Raw genomic sequence first — 20,619 nt, forward strand, 5'->3', positions numbered from 1 at the left:
GGGCGCGGGTGCGGGTGCGGTCGGCTGGTACGGGCGGCGGTCACCACTCCTTGCGCAGAGCGGCGAGCAGGTTCTCGGTCATCTTCGCGGACGCGGCCTGGGCGCTCAGCCGGTCCAGGGCCTCCCGGTAGACCACGACGTCGTCGGCCTTGTCGAGATAGACCGCCCCGGCCAGACCGTTCAGGTAGGCGATGTCGGGCAGTTCACGGGCCCGGAACCGGAAGAGGTGGTACGCGCCGGCCCACAGCGCGGGATGCGGCCCGTTGGCGAACGGCATGAGCTGCACGGTGATGTGGGGCAGCCGGCTGACCTCGACGAGGTGGTCGATCTGCGCGCGCATCACCTCGGGGCCGCCGACCGGCCGGCGCAGCACGGTCTCGTCCATCACCACCCACAGCCGCGGCGGACCCTGCCTGGCCAGCAGTTCCTGACGGCGCATGCGCAGGGCGACGCGGCGCTCGACGGCCTCCGCGGACGCGTGCGGGCCGGCCGCGGTGAGCAGGGCTCGGGCGTAGTCCTCGGTCTGCAGCAGGCCGTGCACGAACTGGTTCTCGTACGCGCGGATCTGCACGGCCGCCTGTTCCAGACTGAGGTAGGCGGCGAACCAGTCGGGCATGACGTCGCGGTACGCGTGCCACCAGCCACGCTTGTTGGCCTCGCGCACGGACTGCAGGAAGGTGTCGATCTCCTCCTGGTCGGTGACGCCGTAGACCTGCAGGAGCTTCTCGGCGTCCGCGAGCCGCAGCCGTGCCACCTTGGCGGCTTCCATACGGCGGATCGTCGAGTGGCTGACCCCGATCGCCGCGCCCGCCTCGGCATAACTGAGCCCGGCCCGGGTGCGCAGTTCCTCCAGCTGTCTGCCGAGGATCATGCGCAGCACGGAAGGGGCGCCGCCCCAGTCGGTCTCCGCGGTCACGCCCACCCCCCTCGTCAGGTCCACGGGATCGCCCTCGCACGCGATCGGTTTCCCCGTCCATTCGATCACGTTCTGGCGGATGCAGCATGCACTTGGCCAAATGAAAATTTCAACTTGCCGGTTGCGATGCGTCATTGGCGGATGCCAAAGTGGACTTACCGCTCCGGCCGATCCAGGGAGCGGGCGACGCGGCCGACTTGGGGGAGACAGGCCGCCACCGCCGCCTCCCGTGCGGCGGTGAACGTCCGCTGTCAGGGCGGCCGGCCGGACATCCGCAATCCCATCCGCGAGGCCGGACGAAAGGCGCACGGCGATGGCTCCGCCCTCCCTCCTCCGACCGCTCGACCGACCGCTCCCCCCGGCGGGCGACGAGCACAGACCGGCGCGGACCGCTTCGCGCCGCGGGGAGTCGTTCCGGGGCGCCGTGGTGCCCGGGCACCGGGCGGCGACCGCCTTCGCACGTCGCCGCCGAATACCGGACGGCGGGCAGTCGCACCGGCTGCCGGCCCCGGACCGCGTCCCCGGACCACCCGGAGGCGAGCGACCTGGTCGACTCCCTGGGCCGGCCGGCCCCGACCGGCTCGCCTCCGGGTCCTCACTCCCCGACTCCGGCGACGGCGCCGGCCGCCCCCGGTCCGCCGGCCGAGCGGCCGTGGGCACCGCTCCCCACGGCACAGGCGGACTCCCCACCGCCCGCTGACCGTCCGCCGGAGCACAGCGGCACCGGCGGGGCCTCGTCCGCATCCGCGCACCGAGACCCCGTCGGCCCTGTGTCCTCCTCCCCCCTCACCGCCCCGGACCATCCCCCCACTCGTCCGAAGGACAGCCCCATGCACCTCATCGCACCCCGCCCGGTCCCCGCCCCGGCCGCCGCCGACCCCTCCTGGACCCGCACCCGCCCCAAGCCCGGCTCGCAGGAGCAGCTCGGCTGAGCGGCACCCGGCGCGCCGCCCTCCCCGGTCGGCGACAGGCCGTGCCCCCGCGTACGGCATCCGGCCCGCGACCCGCTAGATTCACCGCCGGTGCGGGTCGTCCGCACCCGTCGGCAGGGCGGTTCCGGTGACGCGTCCCGCGTCCGCCGCACGTGCCGTACCGCCGAGGGGTGCCATGGTCTGGTCGCTGATCCGCCGCCGCCGGACCGCGTCCGGGCTCCCCGAACCAGGGAGTTGCGGGCCCGGCCGGCACGTGCTGGCCACCGAGCGGCTGCTGCTGTTCACACCGCGGACCCGGCTGGACGTGGTCGCGGGGCTCGCGGCGAGCGCGGACGCCGAGGCGCAGCGGTGGCTCGGCACCCAGGCGGACGAGGTGCTGCCCGACCCGGAGCTCCGCCGGCGCCTGCTGGCCTGGCGGCCCGTCGGCGGCGACGCCCGCCGGATCCCCCGGATCCTGGCCGAGCCGTACGCGCCCGGTCCGGACGACCCGCTCTTCCTGGTCTGCGTGCGCCGGTCCGACCTCAGCTATGCCGGCGGACTCGAACTCCAGCACGTAACGGGTGAGATGGGCGGCTGGCTGGCGCCGGACTGCCGTGGCAAGGGCCTGGGCGGGGAGCTGTTCCGCGCGGGTGTGGAGCTGGCTCACACCCATGCCGGTCTGACCACGGTGCGGGCCGGGGCCGAGCCCGCGAACACCGCGAGCCGACGGGCCCTGGCCAACGCGGGCTTCGTCCCCGACCGGGGGCCGGCCCGGCACACCCTCCCCGACGGCCGCGTCATCGACGCCGTCTGGCACCGGCACGACAGCACGACGGCCCGCCGCTGCCACTGACCACGGACGCACCGGTGGACCGCACCACGGTCACCGCCGAGATGCACGACGCGCGAGGGGGGGGCGATCGCGACGTGGACGACCGGGAGCGGCTTCGAGGAGGAGGGCACGGTCGGCCCCGCCGCCGTCAGAGCCGGTCGTCCACGGAGCGGCGCTCACGCGCGCACCCGTGCTGCCCCGAATGCCTGTCCGACGTGCGGCGTCCCCGGGCCGGTGGCTGAATGGCCGTCATGGAGTTTCTCGCCGCGTACGACGCGGTCCCCGAGGACGACGTCCCGCAGCGAGTGGCCCTGCTGCGGCAGGCCATGGTGACCGGCAGGGCGGCCCTCTTCGCGGAGCTGCGCGCGCACCGGCCGGCGTTCGCCACGCCGGTCGGCGTGTTCGTCACCCGGCACCCCGATGTCCTGGAGGTGCTGTCGGCACCTGAGACGTTCACCGTGGGCGTGTTCGGACCGGCTCTGGAGGATGTGCTCGGGGCGCCGTTCGTCCTCTCCCGGGACGGCGCCGACGTGCACTGGCAGGAGCGCGGGTTCGGGCAGCTGATGCTCGCCGCCGAGGACGCGCCCCGGGTGCGGAAGCTGACCGCGCGGATCGCCGACGAGGTGCTGGACGAGGCGATCGCCGGCAGCCCGGACACCTTCGACCTGATCCAGGACTACGCCCGCCTGGCAGCCGCCCGGGTCGCCGACGCCTACCTGGGGTTCACCGGCATCGCCGAGGAGACGCTGCACTCCTGCACACGCCGGATGCAGTGGGCGTTCGCCGTCAACCCCGACCGGGACCCGGAGATTCACGCGGCGGGCGTGGCCGCCGGTCGCGAACTGCGCGAACACGTGGCCGGCCTGATCGCCCGCCGCCGGACCGCGAACCCCGGGGACGGCCCCGACGACGTGCTCGGCCGGATGCTGCGCACCCGGCTGCCCGGCGAGTACGGCTTCGACGACGAGCGCATCGGCACCAACCTGGTCGGCTATCTGACGGCCTACCAGCAGAACGCCACCCAGTGCACGGCCGCCGCGCTCAAGGAGCTGGCCGTGCGCCCCGGGGTGCTGGCCGAGGCCGAGCGCGCGGCCGGCGAGGGCGATCCGGCCCGCTTCGACGCCTACGTCTGGGAAGCGCTGCGCTTCCACCCGTTCGTGCCGATCACGCCCCGGCTGTGCGTGCGGGACCACGTGCTGGCCGCCGGCACCCCGCGGCAGACGGTGATCCCGGCCAGAAGCGTGGTGCTGGCCTGCTTCGCGTCGGCGATGTTCGACGAGGAGGTGCTCGACGCCCCCGCCGAGTTCCGGCCCGGACGCCCGCCCGCGCACAACCTCGTCCTCGGCTACGGCGCGCACGACTGCGTCGGCAGGTACGCGGCCCGGGTCATCGTGCCGGAGCTGGTGCGGCGCGTGCTGCTGCGTCCCGGCGTGCGCCCGCTGCCCGGCGCCGAACGCGGCCTGGACTACGCGGGCACCCCGTTCCCGCAGCACTACGCGGTGCGGTCCGGCCGTACCGCCGTGGCCACGGCCGCGGCCACGGCCTGACATCCCGTCGGCCCGCCGCGCCGACGCCTGCCCCGGCGGTACGGGCACCGGGGCACGGGCCGCCCAGGCTCCGGGGCACGGAATGCTCGGGCGCCGGAGCACGGGATGCTCAGGCGTCGGGGCACGGAATGCTCAGGCGTCGGGCATCAGACCCGCCGCGACGGTGGCGCCCAGTTCCCAGCACGCCTGGGTGCCGGCCTTGCCCGGCTCGCCGGTGACGGTCACCGGTTCGGCCGACCGGCGCCAGCCGAGTCCGGTGGTGACGGTCTCGATGGCACGGACGGCGCCGGTGACGTCGTTGCCGCCGTGGACGTAGAAGCCGAAGGGCCGGCCCCGGGTCTCGTCGAGGCAGGGATAGTAGATCTGGTCGAAGAAATGCTTGAGGGCGCCGGACATGTAGCCGAGGTTGGCGGGCGTCCCGAGCAGGTACCCGTCGGCTTCGAGGACGTCGGAGGCGGTGGCCGACAGGGCCGCCCGGCGTACGACGCGGACGCCCTCGATGTCCGGTGTGGTGGCTCCGGACACCACGGCCTCGAACAGCGCCTGGCAGTTGGGAGAGGGAGTGTGATGGACGATCAGCAGGGTAGGCACATCCGGCACCCTGCCGTGCGCCCGCCGCCCTTGCAAACGGCGGGCCGGGGCGGGCGTCGTCAGCGGCGTGCCGAGGGGCGCGCCCCATGGGAGGACGGGAGGAGCTGTCGTGGCCGAGGAGGACCGCCGGGCACCGGCCGCCGTGGTGTTCGACGCGCTGGGGCCGGCCTACGAGCGGGCGTTCGCCGGCTCCGCACCGCACCGGGCGTCGCTGGACCGGCTGCTGGAGCTGCTGGCACCGGGCAGCCGGGTGCTGGACGTGGGCAGCGGCACGGGACGGCCCACCGCGCAGGCCCTCGCCGAGGCCGGCCACCGGGTGCTGGGCATCGACGTCTCCCCCGTCATGGTCGGCCTGGCCGCCCGACAGGTGCCCGGCGCCGAGTTCCGGCTCGCCGACATCCGTGAGACGCCGTTGGCGGAGGGTTCGTTCGACGCGGTGTGCGCGTACTTCTCGCTGCTCCAGATGTCGCGCGCCGAACAGGCGGACGTCGTGGCGAAGCTGGCCCGGGCCGTGCGGCCCGGCGGCCCGGTCGCGCTGGCCACCGTGCCGCTGGACCTGGAGGGCGCCGAGGGGCTCTTCATGGGGCAGCCGGTCCGGGTGACGAGCTTCACCGCGGAGGCGTTCACCCGGCTGGTCGCCGACGCCGGTCTGACGGTGCTGTCCGAGGAGCAGGCGCTGTTCACCCCGGATCACCCCGAGGCCGTACCCGAACCGCATCTCTTCCTGCTGGCCCGGCGCGAGGCGGACTGAGCCGAAGCCGGTGGGCCTGCGCGCGAAAAAACGCCGTCAGCGCCGTCGGTGCCCTCGGTTACAGTGGCGGCTCTGAACCGAGAGGGAGACGACAGTGCAGGTCAGGGTGGGGACGGTCGGGGGCCGTATGGCCGCCGCGACGGCGCTCGCGGCGGTGCTCGCCGGGTGCGCCGGATCGGCGGAGGACGACGGGAAGAAGTCCGTGAGCGCGTCGCCGAGCGCCAAGGGCGCGGCGGCCGGCGGTACGGCGGCGAAGGACACGGCGGCGGCCCGCGGCGGCACGGTCGGGCCGGCCGGATCCGCCTGCGAGCTGCCCGTCACGTTCGGCCTCGCCCAGCACTGGAAGGCGAAGTCGATCGACGCCGAGAAGGAGCTGTCCAAGGCGGCGAACGGCGAGGACGGCGACCTGAGCGGGGCACTCGCCGAAGCATTCCTGCGGCAGGGACCGGTCACCGCGGCCTGCGAGATCGACGCCAAGCCGGCCGGCAACATCGGCTTCCTGCGCGTGTGGACCGGCAAGCCCGGCGACGCGGACGCGGGCAGCGTGCTGCGGGGGTTCGTGGCCGCCGAGGACAACGTCAGCAAGCCCGAGTACCACTCCTTCAGGACCGGCAGCGGCCTCGCCGCGGTGGAGGTGGAGTACCTCTGCACGAGCAAGCTCCTGGAGGAGACCAAGAAGGAGAGCGCCTTCGCCGTCAGCACGCCCGACGGCCCGGTCGTCCTGCACCTCGGCGGCATGGACACCGACGAGCACGAGGAGATGCGGCCCGCGTACGACCTCGCCAAGCAGACCCTGACGCTCTCCTGAGACCGGCCGCCCGCGCCCCGCTCGTCGCGCCTCGTGGCCCGGCCCAGGTAGGTGAGCGGGCCGGCGTCCACGACCGGGATCTCATGGAAGCCGACCCGGTCGTAGAACGCACGGGCGGCGGTGTGGGCGGTGACCATGCCCACGTGGACGGCCCCGGCACCCTGCCCGTGCAGCGCGTCCAGGAAGGTGTGCATCAGGCGGCGGCCGTACCCGCGCCCCTGCCAGGGCGGCAGCAGGTCGAGGTGCAGATGCGCCGGGTAGGCCACGAGTTCGGGCACCAGCATCCGCTCGGGCCGGTGCAGGAGGCCGATCATCTCCTCGCTGGGCGTCCCGGGCGGCCCGGCGGGCTCCGGATAGCGGCCGGCCAGCCCGGGTATCCAAGTCCGCCGGAAGTCCTTCACGAAGCGTTCGGTGTCGGCGGTGCCGAGGATGTACCCCACGGCCCGGCCCGTGCCGTCGTCCAGGACGAAGGCGAGTTCCGGGGCGAAGTGGCAGTACGGCTCGGCGAAGATCGACGGCATGAGGCGCTCGTCGGGGTGGATCGACCGGGAGTCGCCTCCGAGGTGCGCGGTGCGGACGCAGACGTCGGCGACGGCGTCGCGGTCGGCGGGGCGGTACGGACGGATCCCGGGGGCCTGTTCGAGGGACGGCATGACTCCCATCCTCATCCCTTTGGGAGCGCTCCCACAAGGGGCCGACGGCGCCGGAAACGCGTCACGGCGGCCACCCCTCGGACGGGTGGCCGCCGTACGCGGACGGTCGGGACGTCCCGGTCTCAGGTGCCCGGGGCGTCGCGCGTGCCGGTCAGTAGCGCATGCGCCGGGCGCGGAGCAGCATGAACAGCCCCGACAGGGCGAGCAGCGTGCCGATGGCGGCGGGCCACAGATGGGCCCCCGTCTCCGCCAGGCCGCCCCCGGCAGCCTGGGGTTCGGTCTGTCCTGCCGTCGGCGGGACGTCTCCGGCGGCGGCCTGGCCCGGCGCGGAGGAGCCGGACGCGGCCGGGGCCGGTGCGGAGCGCGTCGCCGCCGAACGCGCCTTCGTGGAACGGGGTTCGGCGGACTCGGCCGGTGCGGCCTTGGCGTCCGTGTCGCGCTTGGTGGTGTCGGCCGGTGCGGTCGTCACGTCGTTCCCCGGGGCGTCGCCGGGCGGGGAGACCGACGGCGCCGGCGAGAGGGTCACGCCCCCGCCGGGCTCTTCGGTGGCGCCGTCGCCGTAGCCGGTGCCATCGCCGGTGCCGGTGCCGGTGCCGGTGTTGCCACCGTTGCCGCCAGTGCCGGTGTTGCCACCGTTGCCGGTACCGGTGTTGCCACCGTTGTTGCCGGAGCCGTCGCCGTTGCCCGGGCCGTCGCCCGTGTTGCCACCGTTGCCGGTGCCGGTGTTGTCCCCGTTGTCGCCGCCGCTCGCGTTGTCGCCGCCGTCGCCGCTGCCGTCCGGACCGCACGTGCGGCCGGAGTTGATGCAGTCGACCATCTCACTCATCAGGTCCTCGTCGAAGACGTTGATGAAGTCGCCGTGATCGGTGACGGGCTTGTGCAGCTGCTCGGGGAAGGAGTCCACCGCGAACAGCGGAACGGTACGGCCCCCGTCCGCGACGCTCGGCGCGGGCACGTCGTAGACGATCCGCTGCACCAGCTGCGGAATGGGCTGGAAGCCTGCCGGACAGGAGCCGTCCTCGGCGGCGAAGGCCACATGGGTGCGGTGGTTGGCGCTGTCGATGTTGCGGCCGTCCCAGCAGCTCTGGAACCGGAAGGTGCGTACCACGTCGCTGCCCTGCGGGCACAGCGGGTACTTGTCCTTCAGCTGCCGGTCCTCGAAGCCGGTGCAGCTCCAGGACGCGTTGGCGTTGCCGGGGCCGTTGACGAACGCCTTGGCGTCGCCGGTGATGATGCGCAGCAGGCGCGGCATGGCCGTGACCTTGCCGCGCGGATTGCCCTCGAAGGTCAGCGTCACCTGCTTGGGCGTGACGATCTGGCCCGCGTTCCCCTCCGTGCCGCCGCCCGGGGCTCCGGCGTCCCGTTCCTGGGTGCCGTTCTGCAGACGGAGCACCGGCCAGTAGTACGTCGACTTGTCGCCCTGGTCCACGCAGCTCGTGTCGGCGTTCGCCAGGTCCTCGTCGCTGGCGAAGGCGGTGTTGCTCTGGTTGCCGATGTAGTCGTGGAAGTGGTGGGCGCCGTTGGAGACGCCCGGGGCGACGATGACGTTGTCGGAGTTGAACAGGCCGCCCGCGTTGACGCCGCAGTCGGAGGTGAAGGTGCCGCGCGAGGCGTCGTCCTGCGGGGACGGGGCCTGCGCGTCGGGCTGCGTGGTGGTGATGTCCACGTAGTCGGAGACGACGGGCCCGTTGCCGCCCTGACCCGCACCCCCCTGCCCCTGACCGTTCTGCCCCTGACCGCCCTGCCCTTGGCCCTCGCCGCCGCCCGGCTGGGTGCCGTCGCTCTGCGAGGCCGTGGGCTGGGTGCTCTCACCGGGGCGCAGCGTGCAGGCGGCCAGGGAGTCCAGGCCCTGCGGCCGCTCCCCCGCCCGGTCGATGGCGTCCACGATCCGCCCGATGGACGCCGACCGCTTCTCGTTCAGCGGGTTCATGATCGTGTCGTCGGCGGAGTCGCCGTCCCGGCCGCCGCTCCCGCTCCACTGCTGAAGCTGCCGGTAGGCCTCCGCGGTCTGCTGGTCGAGCAGGGCGAGTTCGCGGTCCACGTCCGCACGGGCCGCGTCGGGCACCGCCGTCAGCCGGCTGCCGACATCGGGGCAGTCGACGGTCGGCATGCCGGTGGACAGGACGTGTCCGGCGGAGTCCGTGCCGGATCCGTCGCCCCAGCCCTCGGAGGCCGAGGCGTAGACGTTCACCGCGACGAGCCCGGCTCCGCCCAGCATCAGGGCGACCGCTGCGAGGGTCGCGCGTCGTGCGCCGGTCGGGCGCCTGCGCCTGTTCCGTACCAAGGTTGTCCCCTGTGTGTGATCGCCGGTGGATGTGGTCGCCGGTCGGGCATGGAGTTCCCCGGCTTCATACGGGGGGCGGCGCCACCGTGTTCAACGGAATCGCGAATTCACCGGAGGCTCACAGGAAACCATGACCTCCACCCCTTCCCTGTCGAACTCCACTGCGAACATCACGAATATGTATCGGACATTTCACACCTCAACCTTCACATGAGGCACACACGTTGGCTAGGTTGACGCCAGGCCGCCGCCAGGTATCGCCCCGGCGAGCCGCCCAACCGCCCTGCGGGGCAAGGAAGGAGCACGTCTTCCATGGCGCCGGAGAGCCGCGACGAGGTTCGGCAACGGATCGACTCGCTGTACGACCAGGCCGAGAACGCCACCGGTAACTTCAACGCGACCCGGGCCATGGCCCTGCGGACGCGGTCACGGGGCGTTCCGCTGGCCAAGAAGCCTGCCCGGCGCTCGGATCCGGCGCTCGACCAGATCGCCCAGCGGTGGTTCGACTCGGCGCGCGGCAGGCTCGGGCCGACCGTCCCCGCCGCACTGCCCGCCGACCGTCTGCCCGATCCGGTACGCGAATTGCCGGCCGCCCCGGTCCGTTCCCCGGACCTGAACGGGGGCGGCGCCCTCACCGGCGGTGAGCGGGCAGCCCTGGAACCGGCGCCCTCGGCACCGGCACCCCAGGCCCTGGAGCGGGGCGTCGGCGGCACGACGGCCGAACTCCCGCCCCCAGGCACGGTGGCCGCACTGCCCGCCGCGGGCGCGGTGGCCGCACTGCCTGCGGGGGGTGCCGTGGCCGCACTGCCCGCCGGAGACGCGGTGGGCCCACTGCCCGCCGGAGGTGCGGCGGCCGCACTGCCGACGGGCCTCGCCGTGGGCGTATCGCCGGCGGTGACGTCGACGGATGAGTGGGGGGTGCCGGCCGGCGCCGAGTCACACCCGCCCATGGGCTACGCACCCGAGCCGGCCGGCGGGCCGACGGCGGCACCGGTCGGCCTGGAGGCCCCCGCCGCAGGACCGGCGACACCGACCACACACGGCGGCTTGGCGTACCTGCCTGGCCCGCCAAGCCTGTCGGGCTTGCCTGGTGCATCGGGTCTGTCCGAGTTCGGGGAGCCGGAAGCGGTCGGCGGCGTTCCCACGGGGCCGGCCCTCCTCGCGGCCCCGGCTCCGCCCCACCCCCGGGACCAGGGCCGGGCACCCAGGCCGCTGCCCGGTACCGCCGGGTTCGGCAGCTTCTCCCCCGCCGCGGCCAAGGCGGCCGGCCGGAGCAGGCTCGCCACCGCCGGCGAACTCCTCACCCGTCACACCGCCCCGCCCACCTGGTCGGCCCAGGCGGTCCAGGCGCCGGCCGCACCCGGACCGGTCCCGGCCGCCGACCTGCCGCCCGCCACCGTCGACGGGACGACCGGCACGGGCACCTTCGCGTACGCCACCGACATACCGGGCACCAGCACGTACGCCACCGACCCGTCCTTCACCGGCGCCTCCGCCACGGGCGCGAGCACCATCACCCCCTCCGCCACGGGCGCGTACACCATCACCCCCTCCGCCACGGGCCCCTACGCCGACGCCCTCTCCGCCGTCGGCACCTACACCGGCACCCCCTCCGTCACCGGCGCGTACGCCACCGATCCCTCCGCAACCGGCACGTACGCCGAGGCCCCCTCCGCCACCGGCACTTACGCCACCGGTACGTACGCCGCCCACCCCTCCGTCACCGCCCCCTTCGCCACCGGCTCCGGGTCCGTCCCGTATCCGGCCGCTCCCGGCGCCGCCCTCGCGCCCCCGACGGGGGTCCCCGCGGATACACCGGCGCCGGAGTCGCCCCGCGCCCTCCGCGCCGCCAAGGCGATCGCGTTCGCCCGTGCGCAGATCGGGAAGCCGTGCGTGTGGGGTGCGACAGGGCCGGATTCGTACGACTGCTCAAGCCTCACCCAGGCCGCGTGGCGGGCCGCCGGCGTCACGCTGCCGCGCGCCGCGCACGAGCAGGCGGTGGCCGGGACCCAGGTGACGACGGGCGGGCTCGAACCCGGTGATCTGGTCCTCTTCTTCGACGACGACCGGCACGTGGGCCTCCATGTCGGCGGCGGCATGATGGTGCACGCCCCGGGGCCGGGTTCGACCATCCGCGAGGAGTCGGTCTACGGCGCCGGGGAGGCGGCCATCCGCCGGATCGTCCGGCCGGCCTGACCGCGCTCGGCCCAGGCGTCGCCGGGCGCGCCGGCCCCGCGGTGGTCGAGCGTGTCTCGGCCACGGGGCGCCAGGTGAGGCCGGATTCTCGGACGCTCCGGCCGGCGTCGGCACGGAAGCGGCTGCCGAGGTGACGGCGGATGCGGTCACGGGTGAGGCCGACGGCCGGGGCCCAGGACCCCGCTTCCATCCGCCTTCGTACCAGGTGGCGCCACCGAAGCCGCCGCCGGCCGTCGCCGCGACACTCGCCCCCGGCGCGACCGCCCCGTGTGCCCGCCGACGCCCGCTCGCCCCGCGCCGCCGGCCCGGCCCCCGGGCATGCATAAGCAACCCCTGGAAAGGCCATAAGATCAGCTTATGAGGTCATAGACCCGACCCCCGTACCAACTTAGGTCTGCCTTAGTTTAGGCTTCCTGATCAAGTCGCCCATTCACTCGAAGGGAACCTGATCATGCCGCGCCCCCTGCGGGTAGCCATCGTCGGAGCCGGCCCCGCCGGGATCTACGCCGCCGACGCCCTGCTCAAGTCCGAGGTGGCCGCCGACCCCGGCGTGTCCATCGACCTCTTCGAGCGGATGCCCGCCCCGTTCGGCCTGATCCGGTACGGCGTCGCGCCGGACCACCCGCGCATCAAGGGCATCATCACCGCCCTCCACCAGGTGCTGGACAAGCCGCAGATCCGTCTGTTCGGCAACGTCGACTACCCGACGGACCTCAGCCTGGACGACCTGCGCGCCTTCTACGACGCGGTGATCTTCTCCACCGGCGCGACGGCCGACCGCGCGCTGTCCATACCCGGCATCGACCTGGACGGCTCCTACGGCGCCGCCGACTTCGTCTCCTGGTACGACGGCCACCCGGACGTGCCGCGCACCTGGCCGCTGGAGGCCGAGAAGGTCGCCGTGCTCGGCGTCGGCAACGTCGCCCTGGACGTGGCCCGCGTCCTGGCCAAGACCGCCGACGAACTGCTGCCGACGGAGATCCCGCCGAACGTCCACGACGGTCTGAAGGCCAACAAGGCCGTCGAGATCCACGTCTTCGGCCGCCGGGGCCCGGCGCAGGCGAAGTTCAGCCCGATGGAGCTGCGCGAGCTGGACCACTCCCCGAACATCGAGGTCATCGTCGACCCCGAGGACATCGACTACGACGAGGGCTCGATCGAGACCCGGCGCGGCAACAAGCAGGCCGACATGGTCGCCAAGACGCTGGAGAACTGGGCGATCCGGGACGCGGGCGACCGCCCGCACAAGCTGTTCCTGCACTTCTTCGAGTCGCCGGCCGAGATCCTCGGCGAGGACGGCAAGGTCGTCGGCCTGCGCACCGAGCGCACCGCCCTGGACGGCACCGGCAACGTCAAGGGCACCGGTGAGTTCAAGGACTGGGACGTCACGGCCGTCTACCGCGCGGTCGGCTACCTGTCCGAGAAGCTGCCCAAGCTGCCCTGGGACCTCGACTCCGGGACCGTCCCCGACGAGGGCGGCCGGGTGATCGAGGAGGGCGGCACCCACCTGCAGTCCACCTACGTCACCGGCTGGATCCGGCGCGGCCCGGTCGGCCTCATCGGTCACACCAAGGGTGACGCCAACGAGACCGTGGCCAACCTGCTGGACGACTACGCCCACGGCCGGCTGCACGCCCCCTCCGCGCCCGAGCCGGAGGCCGTGGACGCCTTCCTCGCCGAGCGGAACGTCCGCTTCACCACCTGGGACGGCTGGTACAAGCTGGACGCCGCCGAGCGCGCCCTGGGCGAGCCGCAGGGCCGCGAGCGGGTGAAGATCGTCGAGCGTGAGGACATGCTGCGGGAGAGCGGGGCGTAAGTTCCCTGCTCCTCTCGGGCCCCGGGGGGCCGGCGCCGCGCCGGCCCCCCGGGCGGTTCAGGCCCCCGCCGCCTGCGCGAACAGCTCGTGCAGCGGCACCGGGGACAGCAGCCGGGTGAAGGGGCCGTCCAGACGCTTGCCCGCCCGGACCGCGCCGTGGGTGTCCAGCTTGCCGCTCTCCACGGGCAGATGGGGGGCGTCGAGTGTCTCCCAGGTGCCGTGGGCGAAGGCCGTGCGCCCGGCCCTGGCCCGCCGGCCGGTCTCCACGGCCCCGACCGCCACCAGCTCCGCCTGCGCCGCCTTGTGCCGGTCGGCCGTCCAGCCGTTCCAGCGGCGGACGTTGCGGTCCGTCGGCCGGGCGAGCGCGTGCAGCTGGAGATGGAGCGCCGCGGCGTCCGTGCCGACCCCGAGCCGCCCCGCGACCGCGGCGACCAGGTCGGGCACGCTCAGCGCGGGGTTGGCCTCGTAGCCCCCGACGGGCACGGGTGTCCCGTCGGCGCGGGCCGCCATCCGGGCGAGGCCGTCGAACAGGGCCCGGGTGCGGGTGAGTTCCCGCCGGAGTCCGGGCAGGTCCAGCCGGTCGCACAGCTCCAGCGCCCGCGCCACCTTCTCCGGTTCCGCGAGGGCGGCCGTACGCAGAAAGACGTCCCCGCTCGGGACGGCGACGACGAACATCCCGTCGTCCACCGCCGTGGGAGCCTCCGGCACGGTGTCCGGGAGCGGTTCGGGGCACGGGACCACGGTGCCCGCGTAGGGCCGGAAGGCCGGATCCCCCGCGGCCTTCCGGGCCAGGGCCGGACAGCCCGGCAGCTCGACCAGCGTGTCGGGCGCGGCGGACCAGTCCCGCAGGCCCTTGTGCAGTCTCAGCGCGCCGTCGGCCGCGGGGTCGCCGGCCGGCCGCTCGGTCAGGGCCCAGGCGATCACGGACAGCGTCTCGGTGTGCGGGGCCCGGTCGCGGCGTATCCATTCGCCGGGTGTGCCGTCCGGCTCCGCCCGGTGCAGGTGGAGCCGGCCGCCGCGGCTGACGGCCAGAACCTGTGCGCCCGGTTCGGCCGGCGGGCGGCCCGTGGGCAGGGCGCGGGCCCAGTCGGCGGGCAGGCCGAGGTCCGCCTCCAGGGTTTGCGCCAGTTCCTCGTCGACGTAGGGCCGGGTGCCGAGCAGTTCGGCCCAGACGGCCGCCATGCGTTCCGCGGCCCGGGCCAGGCCGTCCGCCGTCCACAGCTCGGCCGGGTCCTCGGGAAGTCCGGCGGCCAGCAGCGCGCGCCGGCCGGGGGCGCCGAGCCGGTGCCGGAAGCCGTCGTACTCCGCGGCCGTGGTCCTGTTCGCCTTGTAGGGCTTGGAACGCAGCATCCTGGCGTGCTCCTGGTACCCCTCGCGGCTCGGGAGGCCGCCGAGGGCCAGGGTGGCGACGGGGCGCCGTACTCCGGTGCGCCAGGCGAAGACGGCGAGGGCCTCCGGGGTCAGCTGGACCGGTCCGTCGCGTTCGACCAGGTCCAGGAGGCGGAGCAGGCGGGCGGCGTCGTCCCGGGTGATCGTGACGGTCCGCTCCTCCTCGGCGCCGGCCGGGGCGGGTGCGGCGGCCGGCTGCACGAAGCGGGAGAGGCTGCCGCGGACGGGGCCCGCCGCCGTGTCCCGCACGGCGGCCGCCTCCTCCCGCGGGGCCCGGCCGGTGCGCCAGGTGCCGCCGGGTTCGGCGAAGGGCTGCCGGCTCCAGGTCCGCAGCAGGGCGTTCAGCGCGGTGCGTTCGTCCGCGGGTGTGGTCTCCACGGCGGCCCGCCAGGCGACGGCGTCGATGTGGCCCAGCAGCACCTGCCATTCCGCGGGACGTGCGGGCGGGGCCAGGCGGCGGGTCTCGTCGTCGATCTCGCCGCGCAGGAAGCGGCCGTCGGCGGCGAGGGCGGTGAGCGTGCCGGGGTGCCGCCCGGGGACGTGGGCCTCGTAGGCACGCAGGTCGGGCAGCAGTCCGGACAGGGCGGGGAGGAGCGCGGTGTCGGGAACGCCGGCGGGGAGGTCCACCACCGGGCCGGAGCGCATGATCCCGACGCGCCGGGACAGCTCCTCACGGCGGCGCAGGACGCCGGCCGCGAGCCGGGCCGCGCGGACCACTCCGTCCCGCACTCGGGCGTCGCCGGCCTCGGGCAGCAGCCGGGCGACCCGCTCGCGCAGCCCTTCGTCGTCCGGGGTGTCCAGGGCGGCGTCCAGGAGGGCGCGCACGGTCGCGCCGGAGACGGTGCGCAGCGCCTTGGAGGAGCGTTCGTCACGGGGGGTGAGGAAGTGCCAGAACGCGGGCGGCGGGACCGGGCCGGCCTGCTCGCCGAGGGTGGGCGGATGATCGCGGTCGCGTCCGGAGGGCGGGGCGAAGCCGTGCACCTGCCACAGCAGCGAGTTGTCCGCGGAGGCGTGGCAGCGGATCGTCGTCTCGCCGACGGTGACGGCGTCCTCGCCGACCTCGGGGAGGCCGATGATGCCCCACGGGTGGCGGCCGAAGCGGCGGCTGCGGTAGCGGGCGGTGCGGCCGTCGACCGACTCCAGCAGGAACTCGGTGGGTGAAGGGCCCTGGTAGGGCGTGCGGTTGAGGACGCGGCAGCCGACCAGCTGTCCGTCCTGGCCGAACGGGGAGGCCGGGGCCTCCTCCGGCAGCTCGGCGAGGAACTGACCGCCTTCGAACTCCTCCATGCCGGGCGGGAGTTCCCGGTCGCGGTGGAAGTCCGGCAGCGTGCGGTCGGCCGCGGGGGCGCCGGTCACGGGGTCGTGGGGCGTCCAGTTGCCGCGGGTGTGGAACACCTCGGCGCCGAAGAACCGCCGGCCGTCGCTCAGCTGGAAGTCATGGCCGCCGATGCCCTCGCGCCCGCCCGGCCGCAGCACCCGCTGCCCGTCGAACCGGCCCTGACGGTCCGGCGTCTCGAACTGGTACCCGAACCCGCCTCGGATCAGTCCGCCGTACGGCCGCAGCCCGAAGCCGTCCTCCGGGGTGAATATCTCGTGCGGCCGGTCGGTCCAGAACGCCCCTTCGGCGGACGACGACTGGCGGTCGCCGGGGCGCCAGCTGACGAGGAATTCCCCGCCGGCGTAGTGCACGGTGTGCGAGGCCGCGTCGTCCGGCACCCGGAAGGTGCAGGTCGCCCGGGTGCCGGCGGGGTCGACGGCCACGGCGCGGCCGGCGCCGAAGACGGTGAGGACGGGCCAGGTGCAGGTGACGCGAAGCGTGTCGGCCGGGTCGAAGCCGGCGAGGGCCGCGTCCAGGGCGGGCCAGCCCAGCTCCTCCGGGAGCCCGGCGTGCAGCGCGCGGGCCAGCGGGCCGGTGAGGTCCAGCCCGGCCAGCGCCTCCTCGATGCCGTCCAGGGCGACGGCGGTGGGCCGGTCGAGGAGGCCGGCCAGTTCGGTGACCGCCTCGTCGGCGGCGGCGAGTCCGCCGCCGCGCAGCGCGCCGAGCAGTCCCTCGACACGGGTGTGCACCTCGGCGGTGATGCCGGCGTTCTCCGGGAGCCGGGTGATCGCCGTGCCGGCGCCGCGCAGACCTTCGTGCACCGTGCCCTCCAGGCGGCGGCCGAACACCGGGTGCGCGGCCAGGGCCTTCAGGTCGCGGCGTGACCGGTCGTCCCAGAAGGTCAGACGCACGGCGTCACCCGGGTCCTCGACGGCGATGCCCTCGGCGAGGCAGGCGTCCAGGAGGTCGGCGTCCAGGTCCGGCCAGCGGTACCGGTCCTCGTGGATCACCACGGGTGTGGCCGCGGCGCGCAGCCGGGGGGCGAACCGGGAGAGGATGTCGAAGAGTTCGGCGGGCATGGGCTGGCGGGTCACGCCGCCGTACGCCACTTTCCGGTGCCGGTACGTGCGCGTGTACCGGCGCAGCCAGCCGGCCGTGCCGCCCTCCGGATCGAGGTGGCCGGCCGCGGCCGCGTCCACGATGCCGCCGCGCAGCAGCAGGCGCAGCCAGGACGCCGCGTCCTTGCGGGACTCGGGGAACAGGTCGAGCAGAGCGGCCCGCACCCGCGGTTCTTGCGGATGGTCGCCCAGCGGGCCCGCGGCGGCCTCCAGCAGGGCGTCCGGGACCGCCTTGCCGTGTGCGGCACCGAGGACGTGTCCGAGGACCCGGGCGTCCTCGTCGGTGCCGAGGCCGGCGGCCCGGGCGGAGGCCGCGATCCGGCGGGCGAGGTCCGCGGGGAGGTCTCCGGGCGAGGCCGCCCAGGCGGTGAGCACGCGCACGTACTCCTCGTGTGCCGTGACGGGCGGCAACTGCCCGGCCAGCCAGCGCTGGTGGTCGCTCAGCTCCTTCACCGGCAGAGCTCCACGCGTCGCGAACAGATACGCGTTGGCCCGCCGCCAGTCCGGGTCGACGGGCAGCGCGTGCTCCTGTTCCGCCTTGCGGGCCAGGGTGTACGCCTTGGCGGCGGCACCGCCGGGGTAACCCAGCAGACGGTGGCCCACCGTGTCCCAGAACCAGGGCTGCCGGGCGGGGGGAAGGCCGCTCGCCGGCCGACGCAGCCGCTCCAGGCAGCGCCCCATCCTGGGATACGCCGCCGACACGGCCGACGAGACCTCGCCGAGCAGGGCGACGGCGGCGGTCTCCGCGCCCGGGTCGTGCGACGTGACCCAGCGCGCGTAGGTCGTGGACCGATGGGGTTCCGTGGGCAGCAGGTCGTGAGTGAGCATGCGGCGATCTTGACACGGGGGCCCGACACCCGGTCCGGGCCTGTGGACAACCGCCGGAAGCCGCCGGCCCACCCCTGTGGACGATCAGGGCCGCGTCCGGGGCCGTTCCGGGAAAACCCCCAACCCGGTTCCGGATAAGCCCTGTTAGGGTCCTGCGATGTTCTCGTTGTCCGAACCGGCCTTCTTCACCCGCCTGCGCGAGGCCCGTCGCGTGCTCGTCGCAGGCGCCGGCGGCGGCTTCGACGTCTACGCCGGGCTTCCGCTCGCCCTCGCGCTGCGAGCGGCCGGCAAGGAGGTACACCTGGCCAGCCTGTCCTTCGCCGATCTGTACGGCCTGGGCCTGGAGAACTGGGTCGACGTGGACGTCGCGGCCGTCCGTCCGCAAACCCCGCTGCGCGGCGACTACTTCCCCGAGCGTTCCCTCGCCCGGTGGCTGCGGTCCCAGGGCCTGCCCGACGTCGTGTACGCCTTTCCCCTCACGGGAGTCGCGCCGCTGCGGGCCGCGTACCGGGCGCTCCTGGACCACCTCGGCGGGGTGGACGCGATCGTGCTGGTGGACGGCGGCACGGACATCCTGATGCGCGGTGACGAGCACGGGCTCGGCACTCCGGAGGAGGACATGGCGAGCCTGGCCGCCGTCGCCGGGCTGGCGGAGGTCCCGCACCGCCTGGTGGCCTGCCTGGGCTTCGGGGTGGACGCCCACCACGGGGTCAACCACTCCCTGGTCCTGGAGAACCTGGCCGCTCTGGACCGCGCGGGCGGCTATCTCGGCGCGTTCTCCCTCCCGCGCGAGAGCCCTGAGGGTGCCGCCTACCTCGACGCGGTGGCCGACGCCCAGCGCTGCCACGTGAGCCGTCCGAGCATCGTGCACGGGTCCGTCTCCGCGGCGGTGCGCGGGGACTTCGGCGACGTGCGGTTCACCGAACGCACCCGGGGCAGCGAGCTGTTCGTGAACCCGCTGATGTCGCTGTACTTCTGCGTCGACCTGCCCGCGCTGGCGGCCGCCAACCTCTACCTGTCCCGGCTGGAGAACACCGTGCTGATGCGGCAGATCAGCACGGAGATCGCCGGGTTCCGGGACGAGGTGCCCCGCCAGCGGCCGCCCCGCGCGTTCCCGCACTGAGAGCCGGCCGGGCCGGGCGGCGGCGCCCGGTACCAGTGCGGTCGGCGGCGCCCGGTACCGGTGCGGGAGGTCAGCGCCGTACGAGGTCGCGGCCCGCGATCACGGCCAGCGCCGCGGTCAGCAGGGCGAGCACCGCCGTCTGGCCGATGCCGCCGCCGACCAGCGCGCCTGCGCCGGGCACGTGCAGCCAGGGGTAGAGGGCGGCGACCCGCACCGAGAGGACGAGCAGGCCGAGCGCGGCCAGGGCGAGGGCGGCACCCGGGGGCGTGCGGTCCGTGCGCCGGGCGCGCCACAGCAGCCAGCCGAGGGCACCCACGGCGAAGCCGGTGGCGGGCGCCCAGACCGTGTCCACCGCGGCCGGCACCAGCACGACGGACCCGCCGGTCACCACGCATCCGGCCAGGTACACCAGTCCCGGAGAGCCCGCGGGCAGGCGGGCCGAGGGCGCGTCCCGGTGCTGGGCGGCGCACAGGGCGAGCACCGGCAGCCAGGCCAGCAGCGCCGTCGGGGTGTCGTACCAGGGCATCCACGGTACGGCTCGGTCGTCGGCGAGCGAGCCGGCCAGCGGCCACAGGGTGGGCAGGGCCGCGACGAGCGCGCTGTACCGGGCCGCGCGGCGGTGGTCGTGCAGCAGCGCGAAGTAGGCGACCGTCCACAGCAGGGGCAGCGTCCAGGTGAGCACGGCGACGACCGTGTCGGTCGTGTCCCTACCGGTGAACCCGGTGAGGAACAACCGCCGTTCGTCGGCGCCCCGGGTGAAGGACCAGGTCAGGCCCAGGGCCCGGTCCACGACCGCGGAGGCGGCCTGGAGCAGCACGGCGAACAGGGCGAACTGACGGACGGCGGAGCCCAGGAGGGCGTACGGGCGCGGCGCTCCGGGCCCGCCGAGCCGGCAGCGCACGGCGAGTGCCGCGATGCTGGCCACCTCACCGAGGGTGGGCCGGCTCTGGTCCTGGGTGTCGCGGTCGAGGTCCCACAGGTATGTCTCGACCATCTCCTCCTCCCGTTCCCGCCGGTAGTAGGCGGGGAGCAGGCGCAGGACGGCGCGGTAGCGGGCTTCCAGCAGGGTGGTCATGCGTAGCCTCCCGCGAGTCCGGGCGGGGTGGGGAGTTCGAGGCCGGCCGGGCCGTCGGCGGCGGGACGGGCCGGGGTGCCGGCGCGGCGGCCCTCGGCGATGCGCCGTTTGGCGGCCCCGGCGCCGGCGGCCATCCGTTCAGCCTCGGCGTCGAGTGCCGCGACGCCTTCGTCGGTGAGCCGGTAGTAGCGCCGCAGCCGCCCCTGCTGCACCTCTTCCCGGTCCAGCACGATCAGGCCGTCCGCGGTGAGCCGGTCGAGCACGCCGTAGAGCGTGCCGACCCGCAGCTGCACCTCTCCGTCGGAGAGTTCCTCCACCTCGCGCAGGATGCCGTAGCCGTGCCGGGGCTGGTCGGCGAGCGCCGTGAGGACGAGGAACGCCGCACGGGTCATGCTCTTCGCTGTCATGCGCCCATAATATATCGGCTGCCGATATATATCGCGCAGAGTGACACGCTCGGGTG

13 protein-coding genes and 1 pseudogene are annotated in these 20,619 nt (G+C 74.6%); 7 read left to right on the forward strand and 7 right to left on the reverse strand.

Translation table 11 applies throughout. The features are described from left to right. Positions 1-40 precede the first annotated feature (40 nt). On the reverse strand, positions 41-916 hold the full coding sequence (locus FHS34_RS34600) for a Sco1979 family transcriptional regulator (protein ID WP_184972918.1): 876 nt from the start codon (positions 914-916) through the stop codon (positions 41-43). A 1,107-nt stretch (positions 917-2,023) separates the two neighbouring features. Between FHS34_RS34600 and FHS34_RS34605 the strand changes: the two genes are divergently transcribed. Beyond that, complete coding sequence (locus FHS34_RS34605) at positions 2,024-2,680, forward strand: GNAT family N-acetyltransferase (RefSeq protein WP_184972920.1); 657 nt, start codon at positions 2,024-2,026, stop codon at positions 2,678-2,680. 230 nt (positions 2,681-2,910) lie between these two features. After that, positions 2,911-4,206, forward strand: coding sequence for a cytochrome P450 (locus FHS34_RS34610; protein WP_184972922.1), 1,296 nt, complete (start codon positions 2,911-2,913; stop codon positions 4,204-4,206). A 132-nt stretch (positions 4,207-4,338) separates the two neighbouring features. On the opposite strand, the gene FHS34_RS34615 is transcribed toward FHS34_RS34610, so the two are convergent. Beyond that, complete coding sequence (locus tag FHS34_RS34615) at positions 4,339-4,797, reverse strand: flavodoxin family protein (RefSeq protein ID WP_184972925.1); 459 nt, start codon at positions 4,795-4,797, stop codon at positions 4,339-4,341. A 109-nt stretch (positions 4,798-4,906) separates the two neighbouring features. Between FHS34_RS34615 and FHS34_RS34620 the strand changes: the two genes are divergently transcribed. Together FHS34_RS34620 and FHS34_RS34625 are read left to right on the forward strand one after the other, a co-directional pair. After that, entirely contained in the window at positions 4,907-5,548 is a 642-nt protein-coding gene (locus tag FHS34_RS34620; protein ID WP_184972927.1) for a class I SAM-dependent methyltransferase, read from the forward strand. Between the two features lie 94 nt (positions 5,549-5,642). Then, a complete protein-coding gene (locus FHS34_RS34625; protein ID WP_184972929.1) occupies positions 5,643-6,356 on the forward strand; it encodes a lipoprotein in 714 nt (237 codons plus the stop codon). Between the two features lie 26 nt (positions 6,357-6,382). Here the strand turns inward: FHS34_RS34625 and FHS34_RS34630 are convergent. Together FHS34_RS34630 and FHS34_RS34635 are read right to left on the reverse strand one after the other, a co-directional pair. After that, positions 6,383-7,009: pseudogene (locus tag FHS34_RS34630) on the reverse strand (GNAT family N-acetyltransferase); the annotation flags it as partial. Positions 7,010-7,160: 151 nt separating this feature from the next. Beyond that, complete coding sequence (locus FHS34_RS34635) at positions 7,161-9,227, reverse strand: DUF1996 domain-containing protein (protein ID WP_184972931.1); 2,067 nt, start codon at positions 9,225-9,227, stop codon at positions 7,161-7,163. Positions 9,228-9,605: 378 nt separating this feature from the next. On the opposite strand from FHS34_RS34635, the gene FHS34_RS44225 reads away from it, so the two are divergent. Both FHS34_RS44225 and FHS34_RS34645 read left to right on the forward strand, forming a co-directional pair. Further along, a complete protein-coding gene (locus tag FHS34_RS44225) occupies positions 9,606-11,489 on the forward strand; it encodes an NlpC/P60 family protein (RefSeq protein ID WP_372478553.1) in 1,884 nt (627 codons plus the stop codon). A 451-nt stretch (positions 11,490-11,940) separates the two neighbouring features. Continuing rightward, complete coding sequence (locus tag FHS34_RS34645) at positions 11,941-13,305, forward strand: FAD-dependent oxidoreductase (protein WP_184972933.1); 1,365 nt, start codon at positions 11,941-11,943, stop codon at positions 13,303-13,305. Between the two features lie 57 nt (positions 13,306-13,362). On the opposite strand, the gene FHS34_RS34650 is transcribed toward FHS34_RS34645, so the two are convergent. Beyond that, on the reverse strand, positions 13,363-17,958 hold the full coding sequence (locus tag FHS34_RS34650; protein ID WP_184972935.1) for a hypothetical protein: 4,596 nt from the start codon (positions 17,956-17,958) through the stop codon (positions 13,363-13,365). A 157-nt stretch (positions 17,959-18,115) separates the two neighbouring features. Between FHS34_RS34650 and FHS34_RS34655 the strand changes: the two genes are divergently transcribed. Further along, positions 18,116-19,081, forward strand: a complete 966-nt coding sequence (locus FHS34_RS34655; protein WP_184972937.1) for a DUF1152 domain-containing protein — start codon at positions 18,116-18,118, stop codon at positions 19,079-19,081. Positions 19,082-19,151: 70 nt separating this feature from the next. Here FHS34_RS34655 and FHS34_RS34660 read toward each other — a convergent pair whose 3' ends face one another. Next, complete coding sequence (locus FHS34_RS34660; protein ID WP_184972939.1) at positions 19,152-20,156, reverse strand: hypothetical protein; 1,005 nt, start codon at positions 20,154-20,156, stop codon at positions 19,152-19,154. Then, on the reverse strand, positions 20,153-20,548 hold the full coding sequence (locus FHS34_RS34665; RefSeq protein ID WP_184973013.1) for a PadR family transcriptional regulator: 396 nt from the start codon (positions 20,546-20,548) through the stop codon (positions 20,153-20,155). The genes FHS34_RS34660 and FHS34_RS34665 overlap by 4 nt, the downstream gene beginning before the upstream one ends. Between the last annotated feature and the right edge of the window lie 71 nt (positions 20,549-20,619).

It is taken from the genome of Streptomyces echinatus (genome assembly GCF_014203595.1).
Taxonomy (GTDB): Bacteria; Actinomycetota; Actinomycetes; order Streptomycetales; family Streptomycetaceae; genus Streptomyces; species Streptomyces echinatus.